At 72.4% G+C, this 16,751-nt stretch carries 14 protein-coding genes and 2 pseudogenes; 11 read left to right on the top strand and 5 right to left on the bottom strand.

Annotation, left to right across the window (positions count from 1 at the left end; translation table 11 throughout):
* Positions 1-229 precede the first annotated feature (229 nt).
* Both ACSBPG_RS27040 and ACSBPG_RS27035 read right to left on the bottom strand, forming a co-directional pair.
* A pseudogene (locus tag ACSBPG_RS27040) lies at positions 230-511 on the bottom strand (IS5/IS1182 family transposase); the annotation flags it as partial.
* Positions 512-534: 23 nt separating this feature from the next.
* Positions 535-756, bottom strand: a pseudogene (locus ACSBPG_RS27035) (transposase domain-containing protein); the annotation flags it as partial.
* Between the two features lie 342 nt (positions 757-1,098).
* Here ACSBPG_RS27035 and ACSBPG_RS27030 point away from each other — a divergent pair.
* From ACSBPG_RS27030 to ACSBPG_RS27005, 6 genes are all read left to right on the top strand, one after another.
* Positions 1,099-2,046: an ArdC family protein gene (locus ACSBPG_RS27030; protein WP_435540348.1), complete on the top strand. Its 948-nt coding sequence runs from the start codon at positions 1,099-1,101 to the stop codon at positions 2,044-2,046.
* Between the two features lie 85 nt (positions 2,047-2,131).
* Complete coding sequence (locus ACSBPG_RS27025; RefSeq protein ID WP_435540347.1) at positions 2,132-4,156, top strand: ParB/RepB/Spo0J family partition protein; 2,025 nt, start codon at positions 2,132-2,134, stop codon at positions 4,154-4,156.
* Positions 4,157-4,218: 62 nt separating this feature from the next.
* Positions 4,219-4,476 (top strand): DUF6117 family protein, encoded by a 258-nt coding sequence (locus tag ACSBPG_RS27020; protein ID WP_435540346.1) that lies wholly within the window; start codon positions 4,219-4,221, stop codon positions 4,474-4,476.
* Positions 4,477-4,608: 132 nt separating this feature from the next.
* Positions 4,609-8,916, top strand: coding sequence for a strawberry notch-like NTP hydrolase domain-containing protein (locus tag ACSBPG_RS27015; RefSeq protein ID WP_435540345.1), 4,308 nt, complete (start codon positions 4,609-4,611; stop codon positions 8,914-8,916).
* Between the two features lie 12 nt (positions 8,917-8,928).
* Positions 8,929-9,948 carry a DUF7146 domain-containing protein gene (locus ACSBPG_RS27010; RefSeq protein ID WP_435540344.1) on the top strand — a complete coding sequence of 340 codons (1,020 nt, stop codon included), beginning with the start codon at positions 8,929-8,931 and terminating at the stop codon, positions 9,946-9,948.
* A 303-nt stretch (positions 9,949-10,251) separates the two neighbouring features.
* Entirely contained in the window at positions 10,252-11,181 is a 930-nt protein-coding gene (locus tag ACSBPG_RS27005; protein WP_435540343.1) for a DUF2493 domain-containing protein, read from the top strand.
* A 363-nt stretch (positions 11,182-11,544) separates the two neighbouring features.
* On the opposite strand, the gene ACSBPG_RS27000 is transcribed toward ACSBPG_RS27005, so the two are convergent.
* Together ACSBPG_RS27000 and ACSBPG_RS26995 are read right to left on the bottom strand one after the other, a co-directional pair.
* Positions 11,545-11,751, bottom strand: a complete 207-nt coding sequence (locus ACSBPG_RS27000) for a hypothetical protein (RefSeq protein ID WP_435540342.1) — start codon at positions 11,749-11,751, stop codon at positions 11,545-11,547.
* Between the two features lie 14 nt (positions 11,752-11,765).
* On the bottom strand, positions 11,766-13,121 hold the full coding sequence (locus tag ACSBPG_RS26995) for a hypothetical protein (RefSeq protein WP_435540341.1): 1,356 nt from the start codon (positions 13,119-13,121) through the stop codon (positions 11,766-11,768).
* 617 nt (positions 13,122-13,738) lie between these two features.
* On the opposite strand from ACSBPG_RS26995, the gene ACSBPG_RS26990 reads away from it, so the two are divergent.
* Both ACSBPG_RS26990 and ACSBPG_RS26985 read left to right on the top strand, forming a co-directional pair.
* Positions 13,739-14,035 (top strand): DUF736 domain-containing protein, encoded by a 297-nt coding sequence (locus ACSBPG_RS26990; protein ID WP_435540340.1) that lies wholly within the window; start codon positions 13,739-13,741, stop codon positions 14,033-14,035.
* Between the two features lie 291 nt (positions 14,036-14,326).
* Positions 14,327-14,497, top strand: a complete 171-nt coding sequence (locus ACSBPG_RS26985) for a hypothetical protein (protein WP_435540339.1) — start codon at positions 14,327-14,329, stop codon at positions 14,495-14,497.
* Between the two features lie 261 nt (positions 14,498-14,758).
* Here the strand turns inward: ACSBPG_RS26985 and ACSBPG_RS26980 are convergent, their stop codons facing one another.
* Positions 14,759-15,031, bottom strand: a complete 273-nt coding sequence (locus ACSBPG_RS26980) for a helix-turn-helix domain-containing protein (protein WP_435540338.1) — start codon at positions 15,029-15,031, stop codon at positions 14,759-14,761.
* 125 nt (positions 15,032-15,156) lie between these two features.
* Between ACSBPG_RS26980 and ACSBPG_RS26975 the strand changes: the two genes are divergently transcribed.
* From ACSBPG_RS26975 to ACSBPG_RS26965, 3 genes are all read left to right on the top strand, one after another.
* Positions 15,157-15,426 carry a DNA -binding domain-containing protein gene (locus tag ACSBPG_RS26975; protein ID WP_435540337.1) on the top strand — a complete coding sequence of 90 codons (270 nt, stop codon included), beginning with the start codon at positions 15,157-15,159 and terminating at the stop codon, positions 15,424-15,426.
* A 205-nt stretch (positions 15,427-15,631) separates the two neighbouring features.
* A complete protein-coding gene (locus ACSBPG_RS26970; RefSeq protein WP_435540336.1) occupies positions 15,632-15,883 on the top strand; it encodes a helix-turn-helix transcriptional regulator in 252 nt (83 codons plus the stop codon).
* A gap of 10 nt (positions 15,884-15,893) precedes the next feature.
* Positions 15,894-16,748, top strand: coding sequence for a replication initiator protein A (locus ACSBPG_RS26965; protein WP_435540335.1), 855 nt, complete (start codon positions 15,894-15,896; stop codon positions 16,746-16,748).
* Positions 16,749-16,751 lie beyond the last annotated feature (3 nt).

Raw genomic sequence — 16,751 nt, 5'->3', positions numbered from 1 at the left:
CCCACCCGCACTATCCTCTCCGCCGTCAGCATCCTCGCGAAGCCACAATGTCGTTTAACGCAGGGAGGAAATCTGCGAGATGATGGGGAGACAGGGTTTTGGACGCCGATCACCCCTGAGGTGGACCCCATCGGTGAGGCAGCCGAGGTGGTGGGTTAAGCGAGAGCCCCGCGGAGGCTTTGGCGCGCAAATCGGCGTGATGGCAGAGTTCACGGCGGGCCAGCGGTGATTAGGCGACCTTGCGGGTGAGCGGCATGCCCAAGTTGGTCATGATATTCATGACCTTGCAGCCTGCGGCGGCCTCGACCTTCTGCGCAGGCAGAGTCCGAGCGCGGAGGCCGCGGCCGATCACTTGCTTGTAGCGCATCATCGCCACTTCGCCCAACGAGCGGCGTCCGTAATCAACGGCCCGCTGCCAGCCAAGCCGACCTCGCTCGGCGATCAGGTGGATGTGGCGGTCGCGCTGCGTGGGAGCGCTTGCAGCGATGTCGCTCGGCACCGCGGTCGCGCGTAAGCATCTGGTGAGCGCCGCGGTCAGGCCGGTTTCCAGTTCCAGGGCAGCAGTTCGGGCAGGCGGTTCTGCGGCAGGTCGGCGATGCGGGCCAGGACGTCGGCGAGCCACGCCTGGGGATCGACGTCGTTCAGCTTGGCCGTGGTGATCAGGCCATACATGATCGCCGCCCGCTGGCCGCCGCGATCGGAGCCGCAGAACAGCCACGCTTTCCTGCCAAGGGCAATGCCGCGCAGCCCACGTTCGTTGTCGCGCTCCAAGGAAGCCATTCGCAACCTGAAAACTCACGCCACGCTCTGAGAACGTGTTCGTGACGGGTTCACCCTTTCCGGTGCCGAACGGAATACTGCTTTAAGCCGAAAAAGGGTGTTGTGTACGGCGGCCGGTCCGGTAGGGCTGTGAGCGTCGTCAGCAGCCATCAGGTCAGCGATCTATGGGATGCTGCCCTCAGGCGTAGCAGAAATCGTTCATGGACGGGCAGGCAAACACCAGCCGGGGTGGTGGAGAGCGAGAGGCGGGCCGGTTTGGCCGTGACGGGATGAGGGGCTGCGGGAGAGGCCCGCGGCGGCCCGTCGCGGAGACCCGCCATGGCACGTTGCTCCAACCGCCCGGCGTCCGGCAGCGACCGGACCAGCCTGTACGCCGAGATCACCGCCCGCATCATCGCCGACCTGGAGGCCGGTTGCGTGCCCTGGGTGCAGCCCTGGGGCACGGCAGCGGTGAAGGCGCCGCTGGCCCTGCCCACCAACGCCGCCACCGGACGGCGCTACTCCGGGATCAACGTGCTGATCCTGTGGTCCGCCGTCACTGAGCGCGGCTTCTCCGGCCAGAGCTGGCTCACCTTCCGCCAAGCCCGTGCGCTCGGCGGCAGCGTCCGACGGGGCGAGCACGGCACCACGGTGGTCTACGCCCACCGCTTCGTTCCTGCCGACGAGCGCCGCCGGGCCGAGCGTGACGGCGACGAGCCCGGAGCCATCCCCTTCCTCAAGCGCTTCACCGTCTTCAACACCGACCAGTGCGACGGCCTGCCCGAGCCCATCGCCACCACCGCGCCGCCGCCGGCCGAGGGGCTGATCCTGCCGCAGGCCGAGGCGCTGATCGCCGCCACGGGCGCCGACCTGCGGATCGGCGGCGGGCGCGCCTTCTACAGCCCGTCGCTCGATGTCGTCCAGGTGCCGCGTCCGGAGGACTTCGGCGAACCGATCAACTGGCACCGCACCGCCTTCCACGAGCTCGGCCATTGGACCGGCCATCCCTCGCGCCTCGCCCGCGACTTCTCCGGCCGCTTCGCCTCGAGCGCCTACGCGCGTGAGGAGCTGGTGGCGGAGATGGCAGGCGCCTTCGTCTGCGCCGCACTCGGCATCGTGCCCACCGTGCGCCACGCCGACTACATCGGCGCCTGGCTGGCGGTGCTGCGCGAGGACGACCGCGCCATCGTCCGCGCCGCCAGCGCCGCCTCCAAGGCCGCCGAATTCCTGCTCGCCTTCCGTCCGGAGGCGGGTGAACCGGAGGTGACCGCCGAGGAGCAGGGATGAGAGGCAGAGGAGGGCGGGGGATCGGGTGACGGGTGAAGGAGGTCGGGAGAGAGGCTCCCGGCCGCCCGTCGCGGAGACCCCGACCATGGCAAAGCCGAAGATCGTCCTCAATGCCTCGCGCGACATTCCCTTCAACAAGCTGGTGCTGTCCCAGGCCAACGTCCGCACGGTCAAGGCCGGCGTCTCCATCGAGGAGCTCGCCGAGGACATCGCCCGGCGCACCCTGCTGCACTCCCTCGCCGTGCGCCCGGTGCTCGACGCCGAGGGTGCCGAGACCGGCGTCTTCGAGGTGCCGGTCGGCGGCCGCCGCTTCCGGGCGCTGGAGCTGCTGGTCAAGCAGAAGCGCATGAGCCGGACCCAGCCGGTGCCCTGCGTGGTGCGCACCGAGGGGCTGGCCGAGGAGGACTCGCTGGCCGAGAACGTGCAGCGGGCACCGCTGCACCCGCTCGACCAGTTCCATGCCTTCCGGACGCTCCGCGAGGCGGGGCTCGGCGAGGAGGAGATCGCCGCCCGCTTCTTCGTCGCACCCGGCGTGGTCAAGCAGCGCCTCAAGCTGGCCGCGGTGGCGCCGGCCCTGCTGGAGGCCTACGCCGAGGATCGCATGACGCTGGAGCAGTTGATGGCCTTCACCGTCACCGGCGACCACGCGCGCCAGGAGCAGGTGTGGGAGGCGCTGTCGAAGGCCTACAGCCGCGAGCCCTACCAGATCCGCCGCCTGCTCACCGAGGGCGCGGTGCGCGCCTCGGACAAGCGGGCCCTGTTCGTCGGTGTGGAGACCTACGAGGCGGCCGGCGGTGCTGTCATGCGCGACCTCTTCCAGCACGACGACGGTGGCTGGCTGCAGGACCCGGCGCTGCTCGACCGGCTGGTGGAGGAGAAGCTGGAGGCCGAGGCCGCCACCGTGCGCGCCGAGGGCTGGAAGTGGGTGGAGGTGGGGTTGGCCTTCCCCTACGGCCACAGCCGGGGCCTGCGCCGCCTCGCCGGTGAGCCGGTACCGCTGAGCGCGGCGGAACAGGCGACCTACGACGCCCTGCACGCCGAGTACGAGCGGCTGGAAGGGAGCGAGCCCACGGGTGCGGAGGAGCTGGACGCGGTCGCGCGGCGCCTCGTCGAGATCGACGTGGCGCTGCGGGCGTTGGAGGAGCGGCCGGTGGTCTACGAGACGGCGGAGGTGGCGCGGGCCGGGGTGTTCGTCAGCGTCGACGCCGAGGGCCGCCTCCAGGTCGACCGCTGCTACGTGCGGCCGGAGGATGAGCCGCCGGTCGAGCCGGTTGCGCCGGTGGTCGCGGCGGGGAGCGAGGACCCGCCGGCCGCCGCGGTCGACGGCAAGGTCGAAGGCCCCGCGGCGGCCCGCCCGGCCGCCATCGCCGCGGGGGGCAGCGTGTCGGCCCCGGCGCCGTCCGCCGCTCCGCCGACTTCGGAGGACGACGAGGGGCTGCGGCCACTGCCCGAGCGGCTGCTGATCGAACTCAGCGTGCACCGCACGCTGGCCTTGCGCGACGCGCTCGCCGCCGACCCCGACACCGCCTTCCTGGCGGCGCTGCACGCGCTGTGCCTGCGCATCTTCTATCAGCGGCCCGGCGGGTCCTGCGTCGAGCTGGAGGTGAAGAGCGCCGGCTTCGCGGTGCAGCCGCCCGATCTCGCGGCCAGCGCCCCGGCCAAGGCGATCGAGGCTCGCCACCGCTCCTGGGCCGACCAGCTGCCGGGCGCCCCGGCCGCCCTGTGGGACGCCCTGGCCGGGTTCGACGGCGACAGCCGGGCGGCGCTGTTCGCCCATTGCGTCGCGCTGGGCGTCAACGCCGTCCACGAGCCGTGGAACCGGGCGCCGCAGCGCGCCGCCCATGCCGACGCGCTGGCCGCGGCGGTTGGCCTCGACATGGCGGCGGCGGGCTGGACGGCGACGGTGGACAGCTACCTCGGCCGGGTGCCGAAGGCGCGCATCCTCGAGGCGGTGCGCGAGGCCGAGCGCCTGCTGGCCGGCACCGGCTGGCTGCCGGAGCCGCTGCGCCGCCCGCTGGATGTGGCCGCCTCCGGTGAGGCCGACGGTGCCGCTCCGCTGCCGGCCTTCCTGACCGGCGACGCGGCCGACCACACCGCCGCCGCCGCGTGATCGGACACCGCGGAGCGGCTCCGGCCGCTCCGCCCTGGCCCGCATCCTCCAGGAGACCCGCCATGGCCATCCCCGATCCTGTGAAGGCGAACTTCGACACGCTGCTGCGCGCCGCCGCGGCCGGCGATCTGGCGCTGGTGGAGGGCAGCGACGCCCGCACCGGCGAGACCCGCTTCATCCTCTGCGCCGTCGCCCGGAGCGGCGGCGATTTCGTGCTCACGCCGTTCGGGCACCTCGCTGACGGTAATCCCTACGAGGCATACGTCCCGCCGTCCGATCCCGGCGGCGGGGAGAGGACGAGGGCGGCGGGGCCGGGATGAGCCGGAGCGGATCGAGAGAGCGTCCGCCGGCTGCCGGTTCCCCGCTCTCCCGGACCCTGCGCCATGACCCTGACCGCCGATCTCCGAACCGAACCCGTCTGTCCTCCTTCGTCATCAACCGCGGCGGCGGCCTTGCTCGCCGCCGCGGAATGCCTGCTGCCCGAGCTCGAAGGCGGCCGGCCCGTCGACGCCGCCACCCTGCGCGCCGCAATGACCGCGGCGTTCGGCGGCTCCGACGCCGAGGGCGCCTGGAGCTGGAAGCTGGCCTACGACGCCGGCGAGGCGGCGCAGGTGCTGTTTCTGCGCCGCTTCGGCCCGGCCATGCGGGCCGGCGCCGCGTCTCCCGCCGCGTTCCTGGCCATGCTGGAGCGGTTGGCGCTGCTGCTGCCCACCCAGACCCGCCGCTCCGAGGAGAGCCAGGCTCGCCAGCAGTTCTCCACACCGCTGCCGCTGGCCGGCGTGGTGGCTGCTGCCGCGGCGCCCACCGCCGCCGACCGTGTGCTGGAGCCCTCGGCCGGCACCGGCCTGCTCGCCATCTTCGCCGAGCTGGCGGGGGCGGGCCTCGTGCTCAACGAGCTGGCCGGGACCCGCGCCGGCCTGCTGGAGCGCCTGTTCCCGGGGGTTCCGGTGACCCGCTTCGACGCCGCCAACCTCCACGACCACCTCGACCCCGCCGTCCGGCCGACATTGGTGCTGATGAACCCGCCCTTCTCGGCGCTGGCGGCAGTGGACGGCCGGGTCGCCGACACCGCGCTGCGCCACATCGCCTCGGCCCTGGCCCGCCTGGCCGAGGGCGGGCGCCTCGTCGCCGTCACCGGCGCCGGGCTGGTCCCCGGACACGGGCCGTGGCGCGAGGCCTTCGTGCGCCTGCAGGAGCGGGGCCGCGTCGTCTTCTCCGCCGCCGTCGACGGACGGGTCTACGCCCGCCACGGCACCACCGTCGACACCCGCCTCACCGTCATCGACCGCGTCCCCGCCGACGACCCGACTTTGTTCCCGGACTCGCCCGGCACCGCTCCCGATGCCGCGACGCTGCTGGACTGGGTCTTGCGCGGCGTGCCGTCGCGCGCTCTGGTTCCCGTGACGGTGCCGTTGCCGGTGACCGCGCGTCCGGTGGCGGCTCGGCCGATGCGCCGAGCGGCCGCCGTGCCGGTCGTTCCGATGCCGGTGTCTGATCCGGTGGCCGAGCTCGTCTACGAACCGCGGGACTGGGCGCCCGCGGTCGGCGCCCGCCTGACCGCCGCGCTCTACGAGCCCTACGCGCTTCAATCCATCACCATTCCCGGCGCCCGGCTGCACCCGACGCCGCTCGTCCAGTCCGCCGCCATGGCCTCGGTCGCCCCGCCCAAGCCGTGCTACCGGCCGCACCTGCCGCCGGCCCTGGTCCGCGACGGCACCCTCTCCGACGCCCAGCTGGAGAGCGTCATCTACGCCGGCGAGGCCCACGCCGGCCATCTCGCCGGCGCCTGGACCGTCGACGACAGCTTCGACGTCGTCACCGCAGCACCCGAGGGCGCCGAGAACGCGGTGCGCTTCCGCCGCGGCTGGTTCCTCGGCGACGGCACCGGGGCCGGCAAGGGCCGGCAGGTCGCCGGCATCCTGCTCGACAACTGGCTCAAGGGCCGCCGCCGGGCCCTGTGGGTCTCCAAGTCCGACACCCTGATCGAGGACGCCCGGCGCGACTGGGCGGCGCTGGGCCAGGAGCCGCTGCTGGTGACGCCGCTGTCGCGCTTCCGCCCCGGCACGCCGATCACCCTGGAGCGCGGCATCCTCTTCACCACCTACGCCACCCTGCGCGGCGAGGGCGGCGAGGGGGCGGTGCCGCGCGTCCAACAGATCGTCGATTGGCTGGGCGCCGCCTTCGACGGCGTCATCGTCTTCGACGAGGCCCACGCCCTGCGCAACGCCGGCGGCACCCCCGGCTTCGGCCGCGACGGCGGCCCCGCCACTCCGTCCCGCCAGGGCCGGGCCGGCCTGCGCCTCCAGCTCGCGCTGCCCGACGCCCGCGTCCTCTACGTCTCCGCCACCGGCGCCACCACCGTGCACAACCTCGCCTACGCCCAGCGCCTCGGCCTGTGGGGCGGGGCGGACTTCCCCTTCGCCACCCGCGCCGAGTTCGTCCAGGCCATCGAGGCCGGCGGTGTCGCCGCCATGGAGGTGCTGGCCCGCGACCTCAAGGCGCTCGGCCTCTACGCCGCCCGCTCGCTCTCCTTCGAGGGTGTGGCCTACGAGATGGTCGAGCACCGGCTGACGCCGGGGCAGGTCGCGATCTACGACGCCTACGCCGCCGCCTTCCAGGTCATCCACGCCAACCTCACCGCCGCTCTGGAGGCGGCCAACGTCACCGGTCCCGGCGGCACCCTCAACCGCGCCGCCAAGGCCGCCGCCCGCTCCGCCTTCGAGAGCGCCAAGCAGCGGTTCTACAACCACCTGATCACGGCGATGAAGACGCCGACCCTGCTGCGCCACATCGAGCGCGACCTCGCCGCCGGCCACGCCGTGGTGGTGCAGATCGTCTCCACCGGCGAGGCGCTGCTGGAACGCCGCCTCGCCGACATCCCCACCGGCGAGTGGGGCGACCTGGAGATCGACGTGACGCCGCGCGAGCTGGTCCTGGAGTATCTCGCCCACTCCTTCCCGATCCAGCTGCACGAGCCCTATACGGACGCCGACGGCATCCTGTCGTCGCGGCCGGTATGGCTAGACGGCCAGCCCGTGCCCTGCCGCGAGGCGGTGGAGCGGCGCGACCGCATGATCGCCCGGCTGGCGGCGCTGGAGCCGGTGCCCGGCGCGCTCGACCGGATCGTCCAGCGCTTCGGCACCGCCCTGGTCGCCGAGGTCACCGGCCGCTCGCGCCGCATCGTGCGCACGCAAGACCCCGGCGGGACCGAACGGCTGGCGGTGGAGACCCGCCCCGCCTCGGCCAACCTCGCCGAGACCCAGGCGTTCATGGACGACGAGAAGCGCATCCTGGTGTTCTCCGACGCCGGCGGCACCGGCCGCAGCTACCACGCCGACCTCGGTGCGAAGAACCAGCGGCTGCGGGTGCATTACCTGCTGGAGGCGGGGTGGAAGGCCGACACCGCCATCCAGGGGCTGGGCCGCTCCAACCGCACCAACCAGGCGCAGCCGCCGCTGTTCCGCCCGGTCGCCACCGACGTGCGGGCGGAGAAGCGCTTCCTCTCCACCATCGCCCGGCGCCTCGACACCCTGGGCGCCATCACCCGCGGCCAGCGCCAGACCGGCGGGCAGGGGCTGTTCCGCGCCGACGACAACCTGGAATCCGTCTACGCCCGCGCCGCCCTGCGCCAGCTCTACGGGTTGCTGCACGCCGGTACGGTCGAGGGCTGCTCCCTGGAGGCGTTCGAGGCGGCGACCGGGCTCGCCCTGATCGACCGCGACGGCGGCTTGCGCGACGAGCTGCCGCCGATCACCACCTTCCTCAACCGCCTGCTGGCCCTGACCATCGATTTGCAGAACACGCTGTTCGCCGTGTTCGAGCAGCTGCTCGCCGCCAAGATCGAGGGGGCCATCGCGTCCGGCACCTACGACCGCGGTGTGGAGACGCTGGTGGCGGAGAGCTTCACCGTCACGGAGCGGCGTACGCTCCACACCCATCCGGCAACGGGGGCGGAGACCCGGCTGTTCACCCTCGCCCGGCGCGACCGCAACCGGCCCATGGCCGTGGCCGAGGCGCTGGAGCGCAGGGCCGGGCCGCAGGCGCGGCTGCTGGTCAACGCCCGGTCCGGCCGGGCGGCGGTGGCGGTGCCGGCCGCCGGGCTGATGCTCGACGACGGCACGGTGCAGCGCCGGGCGCGGCTGCTGCGGCCGATGGAGCGCCTGACGGTGATGCTCGACGACCTGGACCGCAGCCAATGGCGCCCGGCCGAAGCGGACGCCTTCGCCGCCGCCTGGGAGGCCGAGGTCGCCACGGTGCCGGAGTTCACCACCGCCACCCTGCATGTGGTGACCGGGCTGCTGCTGCCGGTGTGGCGGCGCCTGCCCGACAGCGACCTGCGGGTGGTGCGGTTGCAGACCGACGACGGCGAACGCATCATCGGCCGGGTGGTGGCGCCACACGCCCTGCCCGAGGTGGTGGCCAACTTCGGCGGCGGGACGGCCCCGGTGCCGACGGCCGAGGAGTCCTGGGCGATGCTGCTGGAGGGTCGCACCGTCCTGCACCTGGGCGACGGGCTGCGGCTGCGCCGGGTGACGGTGATGGGCGCCCACCGCGTCGAGCTGACCGGCTTCACCGAGGGCATGGTGGAGCGCCTGACGGCGCTGGGGCTGATGTCCGAGATCATCGCCTGGACGCTGCGGCTGTTCGTGCCGGTGGGCGAGGGCGGGCCCGCGGTGTTCGCGGCTTTGCTGGCCCGCCACCCGCTGCTGCGCGCCACCGAGCGCGCCACCGACCGCATCGTCGAGCGGTCGGGGCGGTGAGCGGCCCGCGCCATGGCCGCGGCGTCGGAGATGGCGCGCCGCCTCGCGCGGGAGGCCGAGGCGGTGTGCCGCCATTACCTGCCGCACGGGCGGCGGGAAGGGCGCTACTGGCGGATCGGCGACGTGCTCGGCACGCCGGGGCGCAGCCTCTACGTCCGCCTGGAGGGCGCCGCCACCGGCCGCTGGGCCGACGCCGCCACCGGCGAGCACGGCGACCTGCTCGACCTCATCGGCCGCAACCGGGGTCTCTGCCGGCTGCCCGCCGCGCTCGACGAGGCGCGCCACTTCCTCGCATTGCCACGGCTCGTGCCGGAGCCCCCGCGGGCACCGCCGGGCCCGGACGGCGCGGAGGCCGCCCGCCGCCTGTTCGCCCGCTCCCGCCCGATCGCCGGCACGCTGGCCGAGGCGTATTTGCGCAACCGCGGACTTGCGGATGTCCGGAACGCCGGCTCCCTGCGCTTCCACCCCCGCTGCTGCTACCGCGACGGCGAGCGGTTCGCCCACGGGCCGGCGCTGGTGGCGGCGGTCACCCGGCCGGATGGCGGCGTCACCGGCGTCCTGCGCACTTGGCTTGATCCGGCGGGCGGAGCCAAGGCGGTGATGCCGGCGCCGCGCCGGGCGCTGGGTCTCCTGCTGGGCAACGGCGTCCGCTTCGGTGTGGCCCGGGACGTTCTGGCGGCGGGCGAGGGGATCGAGACCGTGCTGGCGCTGCGCACCGCCCTGCCGGGCCTGCCCGCGATCGCCGCGCTGTCGGCCGGCCACCTCGCCGCCCTGGGCCTGCCCCCGACGCTGCGGCGCCTCTACGTCGCCCGCGACAACGATCCGGCCGGACACCGGGCGGCGGAACGCCTGCGCCAACGTGCCGGCGCCCTGGGCATCGAGGCGCTGCTCCTGACGCCGCTGGCCGGAGACGTCAACGACGACCTGCTGGCGCACGGGGCGGCGGCGGTGCGGGAGCGTCTGCGGGCGCAGCTCGCACCGGAGGACGCCGCGTGCTTTTGGACGGGGGACAGACGGTTGCGGGATGTGTGAGCGTTGGTGGGTCGGGCGCCGGCCAGATTGAGCCAGTGCCGTATCCGCGGGCGTGATGCCGCGGCCACGGCCTTCCGGCGGGCGATCGGGCGGCGGACGGGTCGGCGCCGCAACGGCGGGGCGCGGCTTTCTTCCCCGGCCGGCGGAGCCGGCCTTCCTCGCGGGACAAGAAAGCCTCCCCCCGCCGTCCTCCGCTGGCGCTGCGGCCCCGAGGGGTGCGGAGCCGGCGCGTCCGCCGCGGGGGCGATCGCCACGAAGGCCGCGATGGGCGCGGCCGATCCTCCAGCGGAAAGGTCCCCGCCGATGCTCACCGACCGCGACGCCGCCGAGCCCCGCCACGCCTCCTCCACCGACCATGCCCTGACCGAACTGCAGCTCTACGGCCACCGGCCCTTCGAGGACGATCCCGACCCCCGGCCGCTGCCCGACGAGACCGCCATCCGCGGCGCCTTGGCCGACATCTTCGACTCCCTGGTGGTCTGCCTCAAGGACACCCGCCTGGAGCCCGACCTCGCCGACCTGCTGTGGTCTGCGGTCAACCTGTTCCACCGCGCCATCGACCGGGTGCAGCGCGAGCTCGACGACAACGAGGACGCCCAGAAGCGCAGCCAGCGCGAGCAGGACGGCTCGGAGATCCGCTCGGTCGAGCTGGAGCGGCTGCTGGCCGAGGGGCTGACGCTGCTGGAGCGCCGCGCCGCCATGGAGGCCTTCCGCGACCATGCCGCCGACCTGTTCGAGGCCCACACCGGGTCCGGCTGGCGGCCGCGCGCCGGCTCGCTGGTGAGCCGCCGCACCCTGACGGCGTCGCTGATCGACAGCCGCGACTTCCTCGCCGCCAAGCGACGCGCCGAGACCGAGCCGCTGTTGCCGGCCGGCCCCCGCATCGCCTTCACCGGCGGCGTGGAGTGCAACGACCATCATCGCATTTGGGCGGTGCTCGACAGGGTGCGCGCCAAGCACCCCGACATGGTGCTGCTGCACGGCGGCAGCCCGAAGGGCGCCGAGCGCATCGCCGCCTGCTGGGCGGAAAGGCGCAAGGTGACGCAGGTGCTGTTCCGCCCCGACTGGGCCCGCCACGCCAAGGCGGCGCCGTTCAAGCGCAACGACCGGCTGCTGGAGGCCATGCCGATCGGGATCGTCGCGTTTCCGGGATCAGGGATCGCCGAGAACCTCGCCGACAAGGCGCGGCGCCTCGGCATCCCGGTGTGGCGATTCGGGGAGGACGGGGCCTGAGCGCCGCCGTTCCGGCGATCCGCATCGGCGGATCGCCGGCTTTCCGGAAATCCGTTATCTTGGACAGGCGGATCGGCGGCTATGCGCCAGGAGCCGCCATGGTCGACGGCCCGACCACCCTGATCCAGCATGGATCGGCCCATCCGACGTGGAAGCGGTGCCGCCGCCGTCGGCCACGACGCGAGCATTGCAACGCGAGGCGGCGGGCTTGTGGTCCTCTCCGAGAATGTCCTTGTCGCACTCGAAGCGGTCGCCGTCCACCTTCAGAGTGACTGGCGGCGCCAGCTTGCAGGTCGTGTCCTCACGCGGTACCGAAAGCGACCGGCGAGGGTCCCCGGACAGGCAGACGGACGACCGGAGCATTCAGCCCTCGACGCCGAGCGTCCGGTGCTTGACCTTCACCCACTTCTTGCCCTTCTCCAGAACGTCGACCGACCCTATGTGGTCGACCACGCCGATCTTGGCGGCAGTCCTGGAAGCCACCTCGTGGATGGCGGTCCAGTCGATCTTGACGATGCCGACCTCTGCCGCGGCGGCTCCGAATGCCAGGAGGAAAAGGACCGCGGCCATACTGGCGAGACGGTTCAGCAGCCGTCACTGGCCTGGGCAGAAACTTCGCGGCGGGCGGCCGCCCATGCGAGAAGGCTTTCCGCATCGTCGCCAGACGCCTCCTGCGAATACGCCTCAAGATAGAGGGCGAAGTGTGTGAGGAGTTCGTGAACCAGCACGGCAAGGTCCATCCTTTCCGGGGCAAGCTCACACAGGAGCGTCGAGACAGTGCCGTGTAGGACGCGGGAACGAGCCCCCACTAGCATCTTGACGAACTGTTCCACGGAAGTCGGCGACCGGCTGGAAATCTGGTCCTTCGGGCCTAGGCCGCTGATCGCGTGGATGGCCTGCACCATCCTCTGCTTGCTCAGGGAGGTGCTGCCGGTGCTCAGCAACGCCTCGACGGCCGTTTCGAGTTTGGCCACGGCGAGGCTGTCGAGCGGTTCCGCCAATCCTTCGTGGAACCAGTAGACTGCGTCGCACCACGCCTGTCGGAGGTTCGGGATTGGACCCTCGCCGGTGAGAAAGCCTTCGAGGCATCTGCCCGCGGCGTCGAGGACCGGCCTCCCCCTCTTGACCACCGCCGCCATGTAGGGACCGAGAAGGCAACGCCCGGCCTCAAGGTTCTGGATGCCTGTCACCAGCCCGCCGTTCTCCTGCACGAGGTTCCCGCGCCACGGTGGGGAAGTGCGCCCGCTGATCCGCGCCATGAGCCGGCATTGGTCCAGTTCGACGACCAGCTGCAACGCTCCAATGGCGATGTCGACGGCGAGATCGGCCAGTTCGGCTGAACGGGTTCGCTCACATCCGTCGACATCCACGACCGCAATCCAGGTGGCGTAGCGCTCCTTCATGGCGTTTTCCAACTGCTCCATCGCGAAATCGTCGATGAAGTTGCCCTGAGGCACACCGAGGGGGTGCGAGCCGAAGTTTACCAGGTGGACGAAGGTGACCGGTCCGACCGAGATGGCATCCGAAGGGGACGGGGAGATCGCGCAGGGGACGTAGTGGCGCCGAGGGATCGCCTCCTTTCGGAACCATCCGTCGACGACCTTCTCCAAGGCGGCCGCATGCTCCTCCCCGATTTCTTCCGCCTTGGTTCCCTCGAACCCGAGGGCGACGATGCTTGCGATCTTCCGGACGAACTCTGCGGCGCCCACACCTCTGCGATACTTCGGGGCCTTCTTGCGGAGCCTTTCGGCCAACGCGGCGACCTTTTGCATGCCTTCCCGGTCAAATCCGATGACCGCCCTGTCGGCGTCCCTGATCATCGCGTGCGAAAAGCTCTCGAAGAGTTGGGCGGCCTCAGGCGGCGCGCCCGAGGAGGAGTCGCCGGGATGGGGGCGCAGGATGATGGCCGCCACCGCTTGGCGAAGAAGATTGGTCGTCACGGCCGGGCTCCGTTGCTCGGCGGCCTAACCGCCGCTTCATGATATTTACAACTTTGCCACTATGATCTGTGGTCGACAATCATCATTCAAACGACAAGTAGGGCCGCAAGCGGGTCAGGATGAGTCGGGAAACCCAGGGCGGTTCACGGTCCGGGGGTATGCAGTCCATCTCCGCTCAACCGTTCCCCCGTCCGATGCTGCCACGGCAGGTGGGAGCAGTACATGAACTTCATCCGGACCGAGGCCATGTGATCGGGCAACCGCCCGTTTCCGGCAAGGTCGCACCCGATGTTCCGTCGCGGCGCCCTGAGCCGCGTCGTCTCCGGCTGAACGCCTCCCAGCTCGACCACCACGGCCTTTGCCTGCTGGCGACCCTGACGCCGGATGCGGCTGCCACGGCAGCCCGACCTCGATCCCGCAACGGCCGGTAGCCGGCCTTCTTCCCCGCCGTGCTCGGCCAGGGCCTGCGCGCGGCTTCCTCGCGAGGCAAGAAGCCCGGACCCCGGCCGTCCTTCGCTTCGCTGCGGCCCTCGCGGGTGCGGGCCGGTCGCCCGGCGCCCTGGTGATCGCCATCAAGGCCGCGGTGGTCGCGGCCGAACCCAGCTGCGGAGACGACCATGGCACAGATCGGCACCTTCACCCGCAACGACGACGGCTCCTTCGCCGGCACCATCCGGACGCTCACCCTCAACATCAAGGCCCGTTTCGTCCCGGCCGGACGGGACGGCGAGAAGGCTCCCGACCTGCGCGCCCTGTGCAACGGCATCGAGATCGGCGCGGGCTGGCGCAAGACCGCCAAGGACACCGGCCGCACCTACCATTCCGTCAAGCTGGACGATCCCAGCTTCCCCGCTCCCATCTACGCCAGCCTGGTCGAGATGGACGGCGGCTACGCCCTGATCTGGTCCCGCTGAGGCCGCACGCTGGTGGCGGTGCTCCTCCCCGGGGGCACCGCCACCAACGCCGCGCCACCGACGAACTCACCGGACCCGCGACGCGCCCGGTCCCCCGAAGGTGCGTCGGTCTCTTCGGACTTCCCAGCCTACCATGCCGGAGCGGCCCGCCTCGAGGACGAGCGGTCCCCCCGAAATGCGGCGCATTTCGGCTCCCCCGCTCGCCGGCCCGCCGGTCGCCTGCGGCGATCCTCGACCCGGACCGCCCCGGCATCGGGATGCCCCCTCGTCTTCAAGCCAGAGGAGGGGCCGATGCTCACCATCCACGATCAGATCCGCGAACTGCGGGCCGAACTGGCGTCCTGCGTCCTGACGCGGCGCGAACGGCTCCAGGCCGAAGCCGACCTCGCCCGGCTCCTTACCCGGCAGGCCGTGGCGGATCGTGCCCCCGTGGCGACCGTCGAGCCGGTCCCGCCCGCCTGAGGCGGTGCCATGCCGCGTTCACCGCCGATCCGGCCTTCCACTTTCCGGAAAGGCGGGCAACCGCCGATCCGGATCTCCGGTTCCCCGCCAATCCGGACGTCCGGATCGCCATGGCCGCGCCGGCGCATTCCCGCCACGTCCCGTATTCGACCGGCATATGCCGAAAATCCTCGGGCCGCGCTCCGGAAACCGTTTGCATCGCCAACCCTTCACCCCCAAAGCATGAGTGGCGGCCGGCGTGCGGCATACCCAGGTATTATCTCACCCCGGATCACGGTCGGAACCGGGCGGAGCGGCCAGGTCGGAGAGGTAGGGATGACCGGGAGGAAGGGCCAGCAGATCGCCGGGAAGCACCCGAAGCGCTTGCGCCAGGCGGCCGATCATCACCACCGTCGCCTTGTGCTCGGCGCGCTCGATCTGGCCGACGTAGCTGCGGTCGATCCCGGAGCGCAGCGCCAGCCCTTCCTGGCTGATGCCCCGTTCGCGCCGCAGGCGCCGGATGTTCGCGGCGAGTATGTCGGGCAGATCCTCCATCGCCAGGATGGAGCCCCATTGCGGGGGAAGTCTCCACGGGATAGATCTACCATTCCGCCACCGCGCCGCCGGGGCGGAGCCATCGCCATCGCCGTTTCCGAAACCGGGCCCGGGGGAGGGCATCCATGAAGACGCCGCGCATCGACGCACCGGTGTTCGACGAGGCGCCCAGCGCCGCGACGCTCACCGACTACGACCGCCTGCACCTGGTCACCTACCTGCGCCTGCTCGACGCCGCGGCGGACGGCGCCGACCCCGACGAGGTCGCCCGCCTCGTCCTGCGCATCGACCCGGACGCGGAGCCCGAGCGCGCCCGGCGCGCCCACGCCAGCCATCTCGCCCGCGCCCGCTGGATGAGCGAGAACGGCTACCGCCACCTGCTCCGCTCCGCCTGATCCGATCCCGCCGGTCTTGTCACCCCCGGCCTGACGCCCGGCGCCTGCCGCGGCGTCCGGGCTTGGCGCGTCCGCGCCGTGGGGGGCCGGGGGACTCCGGCCCCGCCGCTCTTTCCCCTCCCCGGCGCCTCGCCGCGTCCGCGAACCTCCCGCCATCGCGCGCCGCCGCCCCAGGTGGTGCGCTCCGGCTCACGGAGGCTCGCCCATGCACGACACCGCCGGCGGTTTGCCGCCCCGCTTTCTGCGCACGCCCGAGGCCGCGCGCCTGCTCGGCCTGTCCGGCCGCACCCTGGAGAAGCACCGCGTCTACGGCACCGGGCCGCGCTACCGCAAGATCGGCGGCCGCGTCGTCTACGCCGTCGACGACCTGAAGGCCTGGGCCGACCAGGGCCTGCGCACCTCCACCTCCGATCCGGGCACCGGCGGCGTCCGGCCGGCCCGGCCGGTGCGGCGCTGAGGTCCGGACGATGGACGGCATCCACGACCGCGCCGGCGGGCGCGTGCAACTCGACCTGTTCGTGGCGCTGCCCGGCGATCTGGCGGTGCGCGACCAGCAGGACCTGATGGCCCACCCCTTCTTCTCGCTGGCCAAGGGCAAGCGCACGGTGCCCATCGACTATGGCGCCGGTGCCGTGCGCATCCGGGTGGAGGGCACGGTCGAGCACGGCATCGCCACCATCTGGGACGCCGACGTGCTGATCTGGGCGGCCAGCCAGCTGGTGGAGGCGCGCGACGCCGGGCTGCGCACGGCGCGCCAGCTGGCGACCACACCGCACCAGATCCTCACCTTCACCGGCCGCGGCACCTCGGCGCGCGACTACCAGCGCCTGCGCGCGGCGCTGGACCGGCTGCAGGCGACCACGGTGGTCACCAACCTGCGCCAGAGCAACGAGCGGCGGCGCCACCGCTTCTCCTGGATCAACGAGTGGAAGGAGCGCGCCGACGCCGCCGGCCGGCCGCTCGGGCTGGAACTGGTGCTGCCGGACTGGTTCTACCGCGGCGTGCTCGACGACGCCTTCGTGCTGACCATCGAGCGCGATTACTTCGCCCTGACCGGCGGCATCGAGCGCTGGCTCTACCGGCTGGCCCGCAAGCACGCCGGGCGCCAGCCCGCGGGGTGGGCCTTCGACTTCCGTCACCTCCACGCCAAGTCGGGCAGCCTGGCGCGCTTCGCCAACTTCGCCATCGACCTGCGCGCCGTCGCCCGGCGCCAGCGCCTGCCGGGCTACCGCGTGGCCGTCGAGCGGCGGCCCGGCGGGGCGGAGTGGCTGCGCCTCGTGCCGCTGGAGAGTTGTCCACACAAACGGGGGACAAACCGGTGAAAC

Source organism: Azospirillum sp. ST 5-10, from assembly GCF_051225715.1.
Lineage (GTDB): Bacteria > Pseudomonadota > Alphaproteobacteria > Azospirillales > Azospirillaceae > Azospirillum.
The sequence above is the reverse complement of the archived record's forward strand: the minus strand, read 5'-3'. Positions and strand labels throughout refer to the sequence as shown.

Coding starts and splice junctions, on each gene's coding strand:
- ACSBPG_RS27010 (WP_435540344.1), top strand. CDS start 8,929: ATGGCCGCGGCGTCGGAGATGGCGCGCCGCCTCGCGCGGGAGGCCGAG.
- ACSBPG_RS26965 (WP_435540335.1), top strand. CDS start 15,894: ATGGACGGCATCCACGACCGCGCCGGCGGGCGCGTGCAACTCGACCTG.
- ACSBPG_RS26980 (WP_435540338.1), bottom strand. CDS start 15,031: ATGGAGGATCTGCCCGACATACTCGCCGCGAACATCCGGCGCCTGCGG.
- ACSBPG_RS27030 (WP_435540348.1), top strand. CDS start 1,099: ATGGCACGTTGCTCCAACCGCCCGGCGTCCGGCAGCGACCGGACCAGC.
- ACSBPG_RS27005 (WP_435540343.1), top strand. CDS start 10,252: ATGCTCACCGACCGCGACGCCGCCGAGCCCCGCCACGCCTCCTCCACC.
- ACSBPG_RS26970 (WP_435540336.1), top strand. CDS start 15,632: ATGCACGACACCGCCGGCGGTTTGCCGCCCCGCTTTCTGCGCACGCCC.
- ACSBPG_RS26985 (WP_435540339.1), top strand. CDS start 14,327: ATGCTCACCATCCACGATCAGATCCGCGAACTGCGGGCCGAACTGGCG.
- ACSBPG_RS26990 (WP_435540340.1), top strand. CDS start 13,739: ATGGCACAGATCGGCACCTTCACCCGCAACGACGACGGCTCCTTCGCC.
- ACSBPG_RS26975 (WP_435540337.1), top strand. CDS start 15,157: ATGAAGACGCCGCGCATCGACGCACCGGTGTTCGACGAGGCGCCCAGC.
- ACSBPG_RS27025 (WP_435540347.1), top strand. CDS start 2,132: ATGGCAAAGCCGAAGATCGTCCTCAATGCCTCGCGCGACATTCCCTTC.
- ACSBPG_RS27000 (WP_435540342.1), bottom strand. CDS start 11,751: ATGGCCGCGGTCCTTTTCCTCCTGGCATTCGGAGCCGCCGCGGCAGAG.
- ACSBPG_RS27020 (WP_435540346.1), top strand. CDS start 4,219: ATGGCCATCCCCGATCCTGTGAAGGCGAACTTCGACACGCTGCTGCGC.